The sequence below is a fragment of the Enterobacter sp. 118C5 genome (genome assembly GCF_034107645.1).
Taxonomy (GTDB): Bacteria; Pseudomonadota; Gammaproteobacteria; order Enterobacterales; family Enterobacteriaceae; genus Enterobacter; species Enterobacter nematophilus.
This window is the reverse complement of the sequence record NZ_JAWNEU010000005.1, coordinates 166,450-182,829: the sequence shown is the minus strand read 5'-3', so window position 1 is coordinate 182,829 and position 16,380 is coordinate 166,450. Positions and strand designations below refer to the sequence as shown.

Below are 16,380 nucleotides of genomic sequence, written 5' to 3'. Positions count from 1 at the left end.
ACGACTATGGATACCCGCCACCCACCCGTTCGTTTCTCGCAGCGTCTGATCAGCTGGATTGTCTGCGGCTTAATGGTCTGGCAGCCGATGGCACCCGCCGTCGCGGCGGCGCTCACGCCGACCGGGCAGACCACGGTGGACCAGGCGGGGAACGGAGTTCCGGTCATCAATATTGCCACGCCGAACGGGGCGGGCATTTCGCATAACCAGTTCCAGGATTACAACGTCGGCAAAGAGGGGCTTATCCTCAACAACGGCACGGACCGTTTAACCCAGACCCAGCTGGGCGGGCTTATCCAGAACAACCCCAACCTGCAGGCCGGGCGGGAAGCGAAAGGCATCATCAACGAAGTCACGGGAGCTAACCGCTCCCAGCTGCAGGGCTACACGGAAGTCGCCGGTAAGGCGGCAAACGTCATGGTGGCCAACCCGTACGGTATCACCTGTAACGGATGCGGGTTTATCAACACCCCCAACGCCACGCTGACCACGGGTAAACCGCAGTTTGACGCTAACGGTAACCTGCTGGCGCTGGACGTGACGAAAGGCGCCATTACGGTTGAAGGCCAGGGGCTGGACGCCAGCAGGAGCGACGCGCTGTCGATTATTGCGCGCGCAACGGAAGTGAACGCCGCGATTCACGCGAACGACCTGAAGGTGACGGCAGGAGCGAACCGCGTTGGCGCAGATGGAAGCGTTAAGCCGATTGCCGGTGAGGGCGCTGCGCCCGTGGTGGCCGTGGATACCGGCGCGCTCGGCGGGATGTATGCCAACCGTATCCGCCTGGTCTCCAGCGAGAAGGGTGTTGGGGTAAACCTCGGCAACCTCACCGCGCGCCAGGGGGATATTCAGCTTGATGCGGGCGGGAAACTGACGGTCACGAACAGCGTGGCCAGCGGATCGATCGCCGCGAATGGCGCGGGGGTGACCCTCAACGGCAGCCATCAGGCCGATGGCGCGCTGAACGTGACCAGCTCGCAGGATGTGGAACTCAATAACAGCACGCTCGCCAGCAGCGGCGACATGCGCCTTTCCGGTGAGGGGAAAGTGCAGATCGCGGGCGGCAGCGTGACCAGCAAAGGCGCGCTCAGCGTGACGGCCGAAAAGGATATCGCGCTGACCAATACTCGCATCGGAAGCGATACCCGCACCACGCTGACCGGCGGCGACACGCTGTCAGCCACGGACAGTGCGATCTCGGCAGGCGAGAACCTGACGCTGAGCGGCGGGCAGCTGGTGCTGGACGGCCAGAGCCGGGCCGACGCCTCGGGCGATATTCGCCTGACGGGCAGCACCGTCAGTAACCAGGGTCAGGTAAATGCGGGGCGCGACGCTGCGCTCTCCGGCGACAGGGTGTCAAACGGCGGCCAGCTGGCGGCGAAAGGCCATCTGGATGTGAACGCCGGAGACCTGACGAACGGCGGCACGTTGCAGGGTAACGACGTTACTTTACGGGGGCAGACGGTCACCAATAGCGGTACTTTGCAGAGCGCGGGAACGCTGGCGTTAAACGCCGATACCCTGGAGCAGCAGGGCACGCTGAGCGCGAAAGGGGATGCGAAAGTCACGGCGCGGCAAACCCTGCGTAACGGCGGCAGCCTGCTGGCTGACGGCGCGATGAACGTGACCGCAGGCACCCTTGAACAGAATGGTACCCTGTCCGGCACGACGGCGCTGACGGCGCAGGCCGATACCTTGACCAGCGGCCAGGCATCCCGCACCACCAGCCAGGGCAACGTCCAGCTTACCGCCAACCGTAGCGCCAGCCTGAACGGGCAGACGGACGCTGCGGGGGCATTAACCGTTTCCACCCGCGATCTGATCACCGATCGGGATGCCCGCCTGCAGAGCGGGCAGGCGCTCACCCTCCAGGCGCAGAATGCGACGCTGAACGGCACCCAGGCGGCGAAAGGGGCGCTGTCGGTGACGGCGGGCACGCTGGCGCATGCCGGGAAATCCACTGCTAACACCCTGAGTTTTAACGCGACCAACGACCTGACCAGCAGCGGAGAACTTTCCGCCGGTACGATCGGCCTCAGTGGAGAGAACATCCTCCACTCCGGCGTCGCAAAAGCGGACCGCATGACCCTGACGGCTGCTGACCGCATCACCACCCGCGGTTCGCTGGTAGCCGATAGCCTGTCGCTGGACGGTGCGTCGGTAGAGAACGGCGGTTTGCTGCAGGGAACCACCCTGCTCAATCTGAAGACCGAATCGCTCGCGAACCTGACCGGAGGCTCGGTCTACAGCGCGCAGGATTTAACGCTGAACATACCCGTGCTGGCTAACAGCGGGCTTATCACCACCGACGGCACGCTGCGCGTCAAAGGCGATGCGCTGACAAACCAGGGTGAAATCAACGGCGTCAGTCTGAGCAGCGATTATCTCAACCTGAGCAACAGCGGACGCCTGCTGGCGGACGAGCGGATCGCGCTGAACGGCACCACGCTGGTTAACGCGGGCAATATTGCGGCCAGCGACCTGCACGTGACGGCGAACAGCCTGCACAACCAGGGCACCGTTCAGGGGGAAGATACCCTGACGCTCGGCGTGGCAGACATCACTAACCGTGGCGCGCTGCGCAGCAGCGGAACGCTGACGCTTAACGGCGACACGCTTGCCAACAGCGGCGAACTCAGCGCCACCGCGCTGCTGCTGAACCTGACCCGCCAGGCCGCAAACGATGCCGATGGCCGGGTGATTGCCCGGGACGGCCTGACCCTGACCGCCGCCAGCCTGACGAACGGCGGGCTGATGGCCGGTACCGACGCGCAGATCAACAGCGCGGCGGTCACCAACGGCGGCACGCTGCAGGGAACCCATTCCCTGACGGCGACGGGGGCGCAGCTCAGCAACCAGCAGGCGGGCATGCTGCTCTCCGGTGGCGCGCTCGAACTGCACCACACCACGTTAAACAACGCCGGGCTGCTGCAGGGCAAAACGCTAAACCTGGCCACCGGCGAGTGGACCAACACCGGTAACGCGCTGGGGGAAGCGGGCGTGACGGCGGCGGTAACCGGCGCGCTGACCAACAGCGGCAAGGTGCTCAGCCAGCAGGCGCTGGACGTGCAGGCCGGCAGCACTGATAACCGGGGCCAGCTGCTGGCGAAAGTGCTGACCCTGCGGGGCGATCTGCAGAACAGCGGCCTGCTTCAGGGCAGCAGCACGCTGGCCTGGTCCGGCGATACCTTCGCGAACCAGACTCAGGGGCAGGTGACGGGTGGCGAGACCCTGACCCTGAGCGGAAAAAACCTCAGCAATGCGGGCAGCCTGCAAGGGCGCAGCGCGACGCTTGGCGCAGAAAACCTGAGCAACCAGGGCAGCGTTCAGACGCTGGATGCCCTGACGCTTTCCACGACCGGCAGGCTGGACAACAAAGGGGCTCTGCTCAGCCAGAACCTGTTTACGCTGACGGCGGCGCAGCTGTTTAACGACGGCCAGCTGGCCGGGAAAGCGCTGGCGGTGAACGCCGCGCAGCTGACCAACTCCGGCATTCTGCAGGGTAACGACGCGCTGGCGCTGACCACCCGCACGCTGAGCAACGGCGCCACCGGACAGCTGGTGAGCGGAAGCGGCCTGAACGTGTCCCTCGATACGCTTGATAACGCCGGTCTGCTGCTGGTGAACGGCGGGTTCACCCTTCGGGGAACTGACCTGACTAACCAGGGTGACATTCAGGCGCAGAACCTGGATCTTGGCCTGAGCAACACCCTGACAAATACGGGGAACCTTGTTGCCACTGACGATGCCGCGCTTAACGCAACGACGCTGAACAACAGCGGCACGGCGGCGGGCAAAACGCTGACCGCAGGCGCAGCGGAGCTACGCAACAGCGGCCTGATGCAGGGCAGCAACGCCGTTAACGCCACCGCCGATCGCTTTATTAACGATCTGAACGGCAAATGGCTCTCCGGCGGCGGCTTCACGCTGAAGGGCGGGCAGGTGACGAACGCCGGTACGCTGCAGGGCGCGACGCTGGGCATGACGGGCAGCACCCTGACCAACAGCGGCACGGTGAACGGGCTGACGGGACTCAGCGGTACCCTTAGCGGGGTGTTAACGAATACCGGGCTGCTGCAGAGCGGCGGAACAACGAGCTTCACCGCGGACACCCTGGCGAACCCGGGGCGCATCATGGGCGGCACGCTGTCCCTCAATGCTCGCGATCTCAACAACGGCGGGCTGATGCAGGGAACGAACGGCCTGGCGCTCACCGGCACCACGCTGACCACGGGCACGAATTCGCGCACGCTTTCCGGCGGCATGCTGACGCTGGATGCAGGCCAGCTGACCACCCAGGGCACGCTGCAGGGGAACGGCGCAGAGATCGGCGCTACCGACTGGTCGCACGGCGGGTCACTGCTCAGCCAGGGAACGCTGACGGCAAATGCAGGCGGCACGCTGACGTCAACCGGCTCGCTGATGAGCCAGGGCGGAGCGGATATCACCGCCCGGACGCTGGATAACCGCGGGCAGCTTCTCAGCGAGGATAACGTCACGCTCGGCGGCAGCACGCTCAAAAACAGCGGCACCGTGCAGGGGAACAGCCTCACGCTGGGTCAGAGCAGCATCAACAACCAGGGCACCTTAACCGGCCTGCAGAGCTTGACCCTGCAGGGGCAGCAGCGGCTGATGGCGCGCATGGCGATGGCCGCGCCGCAGCAGGAACTCATTAACGGCGCAGGCGGCAAGCTGCTCACCCAGGGCACCCTGACGATAACGTCCGGTGCGGTGACCAACGCCGGAAGCTGGCAGGCACAAAACATTCTGCTTAACGCCCAGTCGCTCACCAACAGCGGTGCGGTGCAGAGCGCCGACGCGCTGCAGATGACGCTGGCCGATACGCTCAACGGGACCGCAGGCAGCAAGATCACCGCGCTGGGCAGCGCGACGCTGCAGGCTGCCACGCTGGTGAACCAGGGGCAGTGGGCGGCGAAAAACCTGACGCTGAAAAGCGGCACGCTCAGCAACAGCGGCGCCATCAGCGGCGTGAATGGTCTGACCCTCAGCCAGACCGGCGCGGTGAGCCAGCAGTCAACCGGGACCCTGCTCTCCGGCGGGGCGCTGAACGTCACGGCGGCGTCCGTTACCAGTGACGGGAAGATTCAGGGGAGCACGCTCGGTATCACCACCGGGGCGCTCACCAACGGCGGACGTCTGCAGGGCGATAACGGCGCGACGCTGGCCCTCAGCGGTACGCTGACCAACAACGGCGGGGGCGAAATCGTCAGCCGCGATGGCCTGACGCTGACCACGCCCACATTATTTAACTACGGCCTGATCCAGGGCGGCGGCGAGACGCGGGTGACCGCCTCCTCGCAGGCGCGTAATGACGGCAGGCTGCTTTCCGGCGCGCGCCTGACGCTCGGCACGCCGCAGTTCACCGGCACCGGCTGGCTGCAGGCCACCGACCTGATCCTCAATGCGGCGAACGCCACTAACGGCGGCACGTGGGTGGCCGATCGCGCCACGCTGACCGGTACCACGCTTGCCAGCCAGGGCACGACCCAGGCGGGCGAGCTGACGGTCAACTACGGCCAACTGAACAACAGCGGCACGCTGCTCGGCAACGCGCAGCTGAATATTAATGCCGACCAGGTGACCCAGAGCGCGGGCGGCAAGCTCCTGAGCGGCGGCAACCTGTGGCTGCAGAGCAAGGGGCTGGACGTCGTTGGTCAGCTGGTGTCTCTCGGTGATTTAACGCTGCAGCTGACGAACGCGTTTACCAGCAAAACCGCCGTGGCGGCGGGCAGAATCCTGACCATCAATAGCGGTGGCGACATCGATAACCGCAGCGTGCTGCAGGGGCAGGCGGTCAACCTCAATGCAGGTGGGCAGCTCAGCAATAACGGACAAATCACCACCGGCGGCGGTGCCAGTACGCTCTCCGGCAGCAATGTGGCGCTAAACGCCGCGGGCTCGGTGCAGGGCGGGGGCGACATTACTGTTGCCAGCCGGGGCAATATTACCGTCGACGGCTTCACCGGCACGCGCGGCTCGCTGACCCTCAGCGCGCCGGGCTCCATCGTTAATACCGCGCTGCTGTACGCGGCGAATAACCTGGCGCTGTTTGCCGACAGCATCACCAACCAGCGCGGCGACATCATGGCGGGGAACAACCTGTGGATGCAGCGGGATGCAGCGGGGAATGCGAACAGTCAGGTGGTGAATACGTCGGGGAATATTGAGACGCAGAATGGTGATATTGGGATCAGAACAGGGCATTTGCTGAATGAACGAGATGATATGGAGTCAAGCGGTAATACTCAGACTTTAACCAATCCAGCTTACGTGGGCACGGCATCATATCAGGTATCTCTGGATGACATGCCAAAAGACAATTACGACATCGTTTATACCCGTACAGACGTTTGGGTGGGGAGTTGTGGGCCTACAGGAGCATGTACATCGGATGAACCATTTTACAGGAAGTCCTACAAACTCACAGAAGCAGGAAAAACTCAGCGTTTTGCCATCTCCCGTACAACGATGGACATTTCAGGAAATAGCGCGGCGGCTCGTATTGCTTCAGGTAAAAACCTGAACATAAACGCCGCTACGCTTGATAACAATGCAAGTAATATTCTGGCTAATGATAACGTCTCGTTAAGCGGAAACGTTCTTAATAACAATAGTTATCAGTCAGGTGGTTATACCGATTATCTGATCTATTCATCCTCTTATGTCGGTGCTGGAGGTGCTCTTTACGCGCTGACGGGTCAAGAGCGGGTTCAGGATGAAGGAGGGGCTATTGTTCGCGCCGTCATCCAGGCTGGCGGCAACGTCACCGCAAACTTCACCAGCAATATCAGCAACACCAATACCACCGCCAACGCCGGCGGCGTTAGCACTGTTATCTCCACGCCGTCCTTGAACAGCCTCAGCAACCAGACCATCGGCAGCGGGGTGCAAAAACAGGGGCTGAGCAATACCGGCACCGTGGCGGTGAACTCGCTGCAGTGGAACGATCGGCTCCAGGGGGCACTGCAGCAGCTTAACGGCGGTGGCGCGCTGGAAAACAGCGGCGCGTCTGGCACCTCTCTCAGCAACATTGCCACTACGCAGAAAGGCAACGCCAGCCTCGGCCAACTGGGCGCACTGGCTAACGCCGGGGCCACCACCGCCGATCTCAACACCGCTCAGGGCGGTGCCGTTGGGCATTATCAGGGCCAGCGCGTCGATACCAGCGCTTACCCGCTGCCGTCGGGCAACAGCGGCTATTTTGTCTTCAACGACAATCCGAAAAGTCCGTACCTGATCAACATCAACCCGAAACTGAACGATCTCGGGCAGCTCGATCCCGCCCTGTTTGCCGACCTGAACGCCATGCTCGGGGTCAAGCCGTCGTCCACTGCGCCGCAGGAGACGCGGCTGGCGTTTACCGACGAGAAGCAGTTCCTCGGCTCGTCTTACATGCTGGGCCGCCTCAACCTGAACCCGGACTACGATTACCGCTTCCTCGGCGATGCGGCGTTCGATACTCGCTATGTTTCCAACGTGTTGCTCAACCAGACCGGCAACCGCTACCTGAACGGCATCGGCTCCGATCTGGATCAGATGCGCTATCTGATGGATAACGCCGCGGCGGCGCAGCAGTCGCTGGGCCTGCAGTTTGGCGTTTCGCTGACTGCGGATCAGATTGCCGCGCTCGACCGCAGCCTTCTCTGGTGGGAGAAAGCCACCGTCAACGGCGAAACGGTGATGGTGCCGAAACTCTACCTGTCGCCGAAGGACGTCACCGTTAATAACGGCAGCGTGATCGCGGGCAATAACGTCACCCTGAAGGGCGGCAGCATCACCAACAGCGGCAGTTCGCTGCTGGCGAATAACAGCCTGACGCTCGACAGCCAGAACAGCATCAGCAACCTCAACAACGGCCTGATGAAAGCGGGCGGCGACCTGAACCTGAGCGCCATCGGCGATATCAATAACATCAGCTCCACCATCAGCGGTAAAACGGTCGCGCTGGAGAGCCTGGACGGCAGCATCAACAACCTGACCCAGGTTGAGCAGATTGATATCAACGCCAAAGGGAAATACAGCAACATCGGCCTGAAAGACACGCTTCTGGGCAACACGGCGTCCATTACCGCGCAGGATGGCCTGTCGCTTGAGGCGGGGAAAAACATCACCGTGACCGGGGCGAACCTGGCCTCCGGCGGCGACATGCTGCTGAACGCGTGGGGCGATATTGCCGTCAACGCGAATCAGATCAACGACGCGTACAGCTCCAGCCGGGAGAAAACCGGCCGCTCGTCCGTCACGTATCAGGGCAGTAGCGTCACCGCGGGCGGCAACATGCTGGTGAATGCCGGGCACAACCTTGACGTGACCGCCAGCGACCTGAAGGCGGGCGGCAGCGCGGGACTGAGCGCGGGCAACGATCTCAACCTGAACGCGGCGCAGACCAGCGAAAATAGCCGGAAAGGGAAAAGCGAATCCCACAGTACCGGGATCGACCGCACCACGATTTCCGCAGGCGATAACCTGGTGCTGAAGGCCGGGCAGGATATCAACGCGCAGGCCGCCGCGCTGGCGGCGGAGAAAAGCGCCGGGCTGCAGGCGGGGCGCGACGTGAATCTGGCTGCGGAAGAGACCACGCAGGGCGACAGCTACAGGTCAGGCAAGAAAACCGTTATTAACGAGTCGGTGCGTCAGCAGGGAACGGAGATCGCCAGCGGGGCGAATACGCAGATCCTCGCCGGACGCGATGTCACCACTGAAGCCGCGCAGGTGACGGCGAAGGGCGATATTGGCGTGGCAGCAGGCCGCGACGTCAGCCTCGATACCGCAACCGAAAGCGATTATCACTACAAAGAGGAGACCAAAACCAAGAAAGGTTTCCTGAGCAAGAAAACCACCCACACCATCGAGGAGAACAGCGCGACGCGTGAATCCGGCTCCTTGCTGAGCGGCGACAACGTGCAGGTGGTGGCGGGCAATAACCTGCGGGTGTCAGGCTCCGCCGTGGCGGGCGATGGCGACGTGCAGCTTAAGGCGGGCAACAACGTTGATATCGTGGCGGCCACGAACACCGACACCTCCTGGCGCTTTAAGGAAGAGAAAAAATCCGGCCTGATGGGCTCGGGCGGGATTGGCTTCACCATCGGCAGCAGCAAAAGCACGCACGATCTCCGTGAGAAGGGCACCACCCAGAGCCAGAGCTTCAGTACGGTGGGCTCGACGGGCGGTAACGTCGCGATTTCTGCCGGAAACCAGGCCCATGTCGGCGGTGCGGATCTTATCGCCGGGAAGGATTTAAGCCTCAGCGGCGACAGCGTCATCATCGAGCCGGGGCACGACAAGCGCACCCGGGATGAGACCTTCGAGCAGAAGAAAAGCGGGCTTACCGTGGCGCTCTCCGGCACCGTCGGCAGCGCTATTAACAATGCCGTGAGCGCGGCGCAGGAGACCAAAGCGCAGAGTGACGGCCGTCTGAAAGCCCTTCAGGCCACCAAAACGGTGCTGTCCGGCGTGCAGGCCGGGCAGGCAGCGGATATGGCGGCAACCACCGGCGACCCGAACGCAATGGGGGTGAGCCTCTCGCTGACGACCCAGAAGTCGAAATCACAGCAGCATGCTGAGAGTGATGCGGTGGCAGGCAGCACGCTGAACGCAGGCAATAATCTCACCATCACCGCGAACGGCAAAAACAACGGCGTGAACAGCGGTGACATCGTGATTGCGGGCAGCCAGCTGAAAGCCGGGGGCGACACCACGCTGGATGCACAGAACGATATTCTGCTGTCCGGCGCGGCGAACACCCAAAAAACCAGCGGCAAGAACAGCAGCAGCGGTGGCGGTATCGGCGTGAGCATCGGTGCCGGAGGTAGCGGCGCGGGTATCAGCGTGTTTGCCAACGTCAACGCCGCGCACGGCAAGGATAAAGGCAACGGTACCGACTGGACCGAAACCACCATCGACAGCGGCAAAACCGTCACCCTTAAAAGCGGGCACGACACCGTGCTCAACGGGGCCCAGGTTAACGGCGATAAAATCGTGGCAGATGTTGGTCACGATCTGCTGATGCGCAGCCAGCAGGACAACAGCGACTACGACAGCAAGCAGACCAGCGTTGCGGCGGGGGGCAGCTTCACCTTCGGCACCATGTCCGGTTCAGGCTATATCAACGCCAGCCAGGACAAGATGAAGAGCCGCTTTGATTCGGTGGCCGAACAGACCGGGCTGTATGCCGGGGACGGCGGATTCGACATCACCGTGGGGCATCATACCCAGCTTGATGGCGCGGTTATCGCCTCTACCGCCACGCCGGACAAAAACAGCCTCGACACCGGGACGCTGGGCTTCAGCGATATCCACAACGAGGCGGACTTTAAAACCTCGCACTCCGGTATCAGCCTGAGCGGCGGCGGCAGCTTCGGGGATAAATTCCAGGGCAACCTGCCGGGCGGCATGATCTCCGCTGCGGGTAATAAAGGCCATAAGGAGGGCACCACGCAGGCCGCTGTGGCGGAGGGCTCCCTCACCATCCGCGACAAGGCAAACCAGAAGCAGGACGTGGCCGATCTGAGCCGCGACACCGAACATGCCAACGACAGCATCAGCCCGATCTTCGACAAGGAGAAAGAGCAGAACCGCCTGAACGCAGTTGGGATGATCAGCGATATTGGCAGCCAGGTGGCGGATATTGCCAAAACCCAGGGTGACCTGAACGCGCTTAAGGCGGCACAGAAAGCATCCGGTGAGACACTTCCCGAAAATGCGACAGAGGAACAGCGCCAGAACTATCTTGCGAAGCTGCGTGATACCCAGACATACAAAGATGTGATGGTGACGTACGGAACCGGCAGCGATCTGCAGCGCGGCATCCAGGCGGCCACGGCAGCGCTGCAGGGTCTGGCGGGTGGCAATATTGCCGGTGCGCTGGCGGGGGCATCGGCACCGGAGCTGGCGCATATGCTTAAATCTACCGAAGGCGATCCGACCGTCAATACCGTTGCGCACGCTATTCTGGGCGGCGCTGTGGCGGCTCTCCAGGGGAACAGCGCTGCCGCGGGAGCTGCGGGGGCCGCGTCAGGGGAGCTGGCTGCGCATGCTATAGCCAGCGTGCTCTATCCGGAAGTGAAAGACCTGTCGAAACTGAGCGAAGATCAAAAGCAGACGGTCATTACGCTTGCTTCAGTATCGGCGGGGATGGCGGGTGGATTGGCGGGAGGTAGTACGGCTTCGGCAACTGCTGGAGCGCAAGGGGGAAAGAACGCGGCTGAGAATAATGCAACCTCCATTCCGCTCCCCTCCGGCCTTGATAACTACATGAATGCCGTGGGGTCATGGAATCAATATGCTGAAAGCCAGGGCTTATCTGTAGAAGAAAAACAGGCCGGTCTGGATAAACTGGCGAAAGGCGACTTACCTGAGGGCGCTAACATCACAAAAGTGATTGTCGAAGGTTACCAGGATGGGGTAATGATCGGAGCTGCCTGGTATTTAGGACCTGCAGCGTCCGTGGGTAAAGTTGTTGGCGGGGGAGTGATTGCGGAAATCGCTAACGGAGGGTACCAGTGGTTTAGTCTTAGTCAGCCTGGCAATGAAAATAAATCATGGGATTATAAAAGCAGCATTAGTGCTGGCGTAGGAGGAATGCTTGCTCCGGGAAGGAATACCTGGCAAAACGTCGGCATAGCTATGGGCGGGGCATTCTTTACTGATGGCCCAGATACGGGATCGCTTATTGGTTCAGCATTAGGTTCATGGGCTGGCGGTAAATTCGGTGAGCTGGCACCTTTCCCTGGGGAAGTTAATGATCTGATTGGTGGTTTGGGAGGGGAGTTAATCGGCGATAAAGTTAAGGATAAAGTTAATGGCAAATAAAAAGACGTTTCATCGGGCTACGTTTTTGGTTTTTCTGCTTAGTACCCTTTATTACGGCGTATGTTTTTTTGCGCTTATTTTTATTGTAAACAATGTGCTGATCGAGTTTATAAGCTCTGGAAAGATTGATTTTTCATCAAAATCATTAAGTTATTTGTCTGTGGTGAGCGCTATTGTTGGCGTCGCCGCAGGTGCCAGAGTATGGCTCTTTGCAAAGGTAGATGAACGCAAAGCCAGAAAATCATCTTCAATAGATCGCCACTAATTGACAGGCCCATCCGGGTTGTATGGACATTTGATATGCCTGGGAAACGTTCTTTCCAGGCATAACTTCGCTACAAACGAGATCTTCCTGACGATTTTTTCTTACCGACTACCCCAGCCTCTCCACCCTCGTCTCCCCCTCCGCCATCGACAGCTGATACAACGAGAACGATCTCTGCTTCTCAATCAGCTTCGCCAGCTCCGGCGAGTGGCTGGTGAGCCAGATCTGCGAGTAGCGGCTGGCCTCGGCGATTAAGCTCGCCAGCGCGGGCAGCATCTGCGGGTGCAGGCTGTTTTCCGGTTCGTTCAACGCGATAAACGCCGGTGGGCGCGGGCTTAACAGCGCCACCGCCAGGCACAGAAAGCGCAGGGTGCCGTCGGAGAACTCCGCCGGTTCCAGCGGCCTGCTTAGCCCCTCGCGCTGCATCATCATGCGAAAACGTCCGCCGGTGTTGTCGCTGTAAAACACGCAGCCGGGGAAGGCCTGGTCGAGAATGCGCATCAGCAGCAGTTCGTCGCCAATCTCGACGATGGTCTGAAACGCGGCCGCCAGGTTAGCGCCGTCGCTGGCCAGTACCGGAGAGCGGAAGCCAACCTGCGGGGCGCGCATCGCCGAGCCGGATGAGACGGAAAACTCATGATAAAAGCGCCAGTTACGCAGGGACTCGCGCATCTGCGACACTTCCGGATAAAGATGCGGTTCGCCGAGCTGCCCGAATACCGATTCGTTCTCGTACAGCGTGCCGCTGTGGGTCACTTTCTCGTGATGCACGTTGTTCAGAAACACGGCCTGATTCCTGCGCTTCATCAGCTGTGACGAAGGCCGACGGTGCTGGCCGCTCAGCCAGATGGACTCCTCTTTGATCACCGGGTCGAGTTGAAACTGCGAGGGATACGGCAGCTTCTCCACAAACCCGACCTGCAGCTCGTATTCGTAGGATTCGGTTTCCACCGCCAGATTCATCCGCCGCAGCTGGTCGCTGCGGGTTTTGCCCGCCCAGAACACCTTCAGAATGCCGCCCTCGTTCGCCAGCGCCTGGGAAAACTGCCCCTGGGCGGCGCTGTGCATCAGGTATATCGCCTTGTAAATATTGGATTTTCCGGTACCGTTCGGCCCGAAGACGATGTTGAGCTGCTCCAGCTCCAGCGACATCTCGCGGATGGAGCGGTAGTTTTGAATGTGCAGGGTGTTGATCACAGGCAGGCCCCTTTTGCAGAATAAGCCTGTATATAATCACAGTCTTTGAGATGAAATGCAAAAAAGAGACGACAGTGAGGATGTCGTCTAAACGGGGTACTGCTTTGGGCCTCTACGGGTCAATGGGGCCTTCGCATTTTTATGATCACTTGACTGCCAGACGCAGACCCAAATCATCAGGATAGGGATCAAAGTAGTTTTGCGTCATCAGATACCGGTCGGGGTATTCTGCCAGGTAGTGCTTCAGCAGCGTGATCGGCGCGAGGATAGGCAACTGTCCGTTGCGATAGTGCAGGATCACGTCGCGCAGCTCGCCGCGCTGGCGGCTGTTCAGCTGGTTACGGAAATACCCCTGAATATGCATCAGCACGTTGGTGTGATTCTTCCGTGAAGCAGGTTTTTTCAGGATGGTCATCAGCTTTTCCCGGTACGCCACGAAAAAGGCGTCCAGGTCTTCCCACTCGTGCAGCGAGGCAACGAACGGACCGATTTCACGGTAACCCGCCTGGTGGTGCGCCAGCAGCTGAAGCTTATAGCGGCTGTGGAAGTCCAGCAACGCGCGGCGCGTGAGGCCATTTTTACGCAGCGTGTTCAGTTCGTGCAGCGCAAAAACGCGCTCGACGAAGTTTTCCCGCAGCACCGGATCGTGCAGGCGTCCGTCTTCTTCCACGGGCAGCCACGGCAAGGTTTCAAGGAGGGCGGCGGTGAACAGCCCGACCCCCTCCTTGCGGCCCCGGTTGCCGTTTTCATCGTACAGCCGCACGCGTTCCATGCCGCAGCTTGGGGATTTTGCGCAGACAACAAAGCCTGCGAGATCGCCGATTTTCGGCAAATAATCTGCCGCAAAGTCAGCCATTTTCTGCGTAACGTCGTCGTGAGGGGCGTGGCTGAAGCGCATCTGCGTTTCACCGTCTGTCGTGACGATCAGACGCAGCGCCGGGCGAGGCGTCGGCAGGCCGATGGCCATCTCCGGGCAGACGGGCCTGAAGTTCACCCACTGGGCCAGCTCATCCATGACGAAGCCCATGCGTTTATGTCCGCCGTCAAAGCGAACGGCGGATCCGGTCAAACATCCGCTAATACCGAGCACAGGTTTCGTTGTCATGGTGTAGTCCTCCCGTTCATATAACTAAAACTTACACAACATGACTAATTTGTCCAAGTATTCGCGGAACTATTTTTTATAATCCTTTAAAATCAATGCGTCTTAACTGCCCTTGTAGGTCGAGTAACCGTACTGGCTCAGCAGAAGCGGGATGTGCAGCTTCTCGTTGGTGCGGGTCACGGTAAACAGCACCGGGATCTCCGGGAAGAAGGTGTCCAGCTTTTTGCCGTGGAAGTACTCTGCGGTTTTGAAGGTCACTTTATACACGCCGGGCTGCATGTCCTGATCCTGCGGATAGAGTGATTTGATACGGCCATCGTGGTCGGTTTTGCCGCTGGCGACCTGAGTCCATTTATCCTGCTGCTGCTTTTCCAGCGTAACGGTCACGTCTGATGGCGGCATTCCGGTTTGCTGGTCAAGAATGTGGACGCTTAGCGTGCCGGCAGGGGCGCTAAAGGCGGCAGGGGCAAAGGCCATCGAGGCCAGGATCAGCAGAGGGGCAGTTTTTTTCATGGTGTTTTCCTGTTGAGTTAGTCGTCACAGGAAAACGTTAGCATCTGCGGCGCGGTAAAATATTCAACTTTTCGTGAATATTCCCGCAGGAGAAAATTATCAGAGGATAATCACTTCAAGCGATACCTGCTGCTGCCACTGTTCCACCTGCTTTTTCCGCCCGGCGGTGAGCTTGCCGCTGGTGACCAGCAGCCATTTCCGCTCCGGGAAAATCTCCGGTGCCAGCGCATCAGGGGGAACCGGCAGGATGTCGATCCGGTGGCCCTGGCCGGTGCGCGTTAAGGCTTCGAGCCAGATCTCGCACGGGTCGTTCAGGTGCCAGCCGCTGAGCAGAATGTTATCGCCCGGCGCTTTTTTATCGCCTTCGAGGCAAAACGAGGTGTAGGCGATGATGATGCCGTCGAGGATCGCGCGCAGGGTCATGGCGGCGGCGACGTTGGCCGAGACCTGGCTGCGCAATGGACGCAGTACGTTCGCGACCAGTTCGGGTCTTGGGTATTCGCGTCCGGCGTCGTAAATCATCTGGCGCAGGGACTCGACTTTGCCGTCCTGCAGCCGTTGCAGCATGCTCTGCTGCAGGGTTTGCCAGTTGTTGGTCCGCCCCAGCGTCGGACGTTCCAGCAGCGGTTTCACCTGGCCAATCGGGACGCCTTTTTTTACCCAGTCGAGGATTTTGAGCGCCTGCTGGACGTCCTCATCGCTGTACTGGCGGTGGCCGCCTTCCGTGCGCTGGGGCTTGAGTAAACCGTAGCGACGCTGCCACGCCCGCAGGGTGGTGGCGGTGATGCCGCTGAGTCTGGCGAATTCGCCGATGGAGTAAGCCATGTCCGTGTCCAGAGTGGAGGAATACTCTCAATATACTACGAATTTTCCCGAACGGGATGAAGCGCCGAAAGGGTGCACTACACTTAACTTCCAACCGTGCAAATGAAAGGAATTCTCATGAAGCTATGGCCTGTTGTGACCGGTGTTGCTATTGCCCTGACGCTGGTCGCCTGTAAATCCCCCACGCCGCCGAAAGGCGTGCAGCCTATTACCAACTTTGAAGCCAGCCGCTATCTCGGCAAATGGTACGAAGTCGCTCGTCTGGAAAACCGCTTTGAACGCGGTCTGGAGCAGGTGACGGCGACCTACAGCGAGCGCAGCGACGGTGGCATCAGCGTGCTGAATCGGGGTTTTGATCCGGTGAAGAACAAGTGGAACGAGAGCGAGGGGAAAGCGTACTTTACCGGCGAGCCGACCACCGCCGCGCTGAAGGTGTCGTTCTTCGGCCCGTTCTACGGTGGGTATAACGTGATCAAGCTGGACGATAAGTATCAGTATGCGCTGGTGAGCGGCCCGAACCGCGACTACCTGTGGATCCTGTCGCGCACGCCGTCCATCCCGGATGCGGTGAAGCAGGATTACCTGAACACTGCGCGCAGTCTGGGCTTCCGGGTTGACCAGCTGGTGTGGGTGAAGCACTAGC

At 60.5% G+C, this 16,380-nt stretch carries 7 protein-coding genes; 3 read left to right on the top strand and 4 right to left on the bottom strand.

What is annotated here, in order from left to right:
• Positions 1-6 precede the first annotated feature (6 nt).
• Both UTO39_RS11950 and UTO39_RS11945 read left to right on the top strand, forming a co-directional pair.
• Complete coding sequence (locus UTO39_RS11950) at positions 7-11,832, top strand: hemagglutinin repeat-containing protein (RefSeq protein WP_320727237.1); 11,826 nt, start codon at positions 7-9, stop codon at positions 11,830-11,832.
• Complete coding sequence (locus UTO39_RS11945) at positions 11,822-12,097, top strand: hypothetical protein (protein ID WP_266179469.1); 276 nt, start codon at positions 11,822-11,824, stop codon at positions 12,095-12,097. Before UTO39_RS11950 ends, UTO39_RS11945 begins: the two co-directional genes overlap by 11 nt.
• A gap of 108 nt (positions 12,098-12,205) precedes the next feature.
• Here the strand turns inward: UTO39_RS11945 and UTO39_RS11940 are convergent, their stop codons facing one another.
• The 4 genes from UTO39_RS11940 to UTO39_RS11925 all read right to left on the bottom strand — a co-directional run bounded on the left by UTO39_RS11940 (position 12,206) and on the right by UTO39_RS11925 (position 15,737).
• Complete coding sequence (locus UTO39_RS11940; RefSeq protein ID WP_061096665.1) at positions 12,206-13,294, bottom strand: AAA family ATPase; 1,089 nt, start codon at positions 13,292-13,294, stop codon at positions 12,206-12,208.
• A gap of 145 nt (positions 13,295-13,439) precedes the next feature.
• The gene (locus UTO39_RS11935) at positions 13,440-14,399 is read right to left on the bottom strand and encodes a DUF523 and DUF1722 domain-containing protein (RefSeq protein WP_061096664.1); all 960 of its coding nucleotides are present in this window, start codon (positions 14,397-14,399) and stop codon (positions 13,440-13,442) included.
• A 102-nt stretch (positions 14,400-14,501) separates the two neighbouring features.
• Positions 14,502-14,912 (bottom strand): hydroxyisourate hydrolase, encoded by a 411-nt coding sequence (gene uraH / locus UTO39_RS11930; RefSeq protein WP_047366896.1) that lies wholly within the window; start codon positions 14,910-14,912, stop codon positions 14,502-14,504.
• Between the two features lie 99 nt (positions 14,913-15,011).
• On the bottom strand, positions 15,012-15,737 hold the full coding sequence (locus UTO39_RS11925) for a MerR family transcriptional regulator (RefSeq protein ID WP_061096662.1): 726 nt from the start codon (positions 15,735-15,737) through the stop codon (positions 15,012-15,014).
• A gap of 117 nt (positions 15,738-15,854) precedes the next feature.
• On the opposite strand from UTO39_RS11925, the gene UTO39_RS11920 reads away from it, so the two are divergent.
• Positions 15,855-16,379, top strand: coding sequence for a lipocalin family protein (locus UTO39_RS11920; protein ID WP_320727236.1), 525 nt, complete (start codon positions 15,855-15,857; stop codon positions 16,377-16,379).
• Position 16,380 lies beyond the last annotated feature (1 nt).

Excerpts from the sequence above, each read along its gene's own strand:
- UTO39_RS11920 (WP_320727236.1), top strand. The coding sequence starts at position 15,855 with ATGAAGCTATGGCCTGTTGTGACCGGTGTTGCTATTGCCCTGACGCTG.
- UTO39_RS11950 (WP_320727237.1), top strand. The coding sequence starts at position 7 with ATGGATACCCGCCACCCACCCGTTCGTTTCTCGCAGCGTCTGATCAGC.
- UTO39_RS11925 (WP_061096662.1), bottom strand. The coding sequence starts at position 15,737 with ATGGCTTACTCCATCGGCGAATTCGCCAGACTCAGCGGCATCACCGCC.
- UTO39_RS11935 (WP_061096664.1), bottom strand. The coding sequence starts at position 14,399 with ATGACAACGAAACCTGTGCTCGGTATTAGCGGATGTTTGACCGGATCC.
- uraH (WP_047366896.1), bottom strand. The coding sequence starts at position 14,912 with ATGAAAAAAACTGCCCCTCTGCTGATCCTGGCCTCGATGGCCTTTGCC.
- UTO39_RS11945 (WP_266179469.1), top strand. The coding sequence starts at position 11,822 with ATGGCAAATAAAAAGACGTTTCATCGGGCTACGTTTTTGGTTTTTCTG.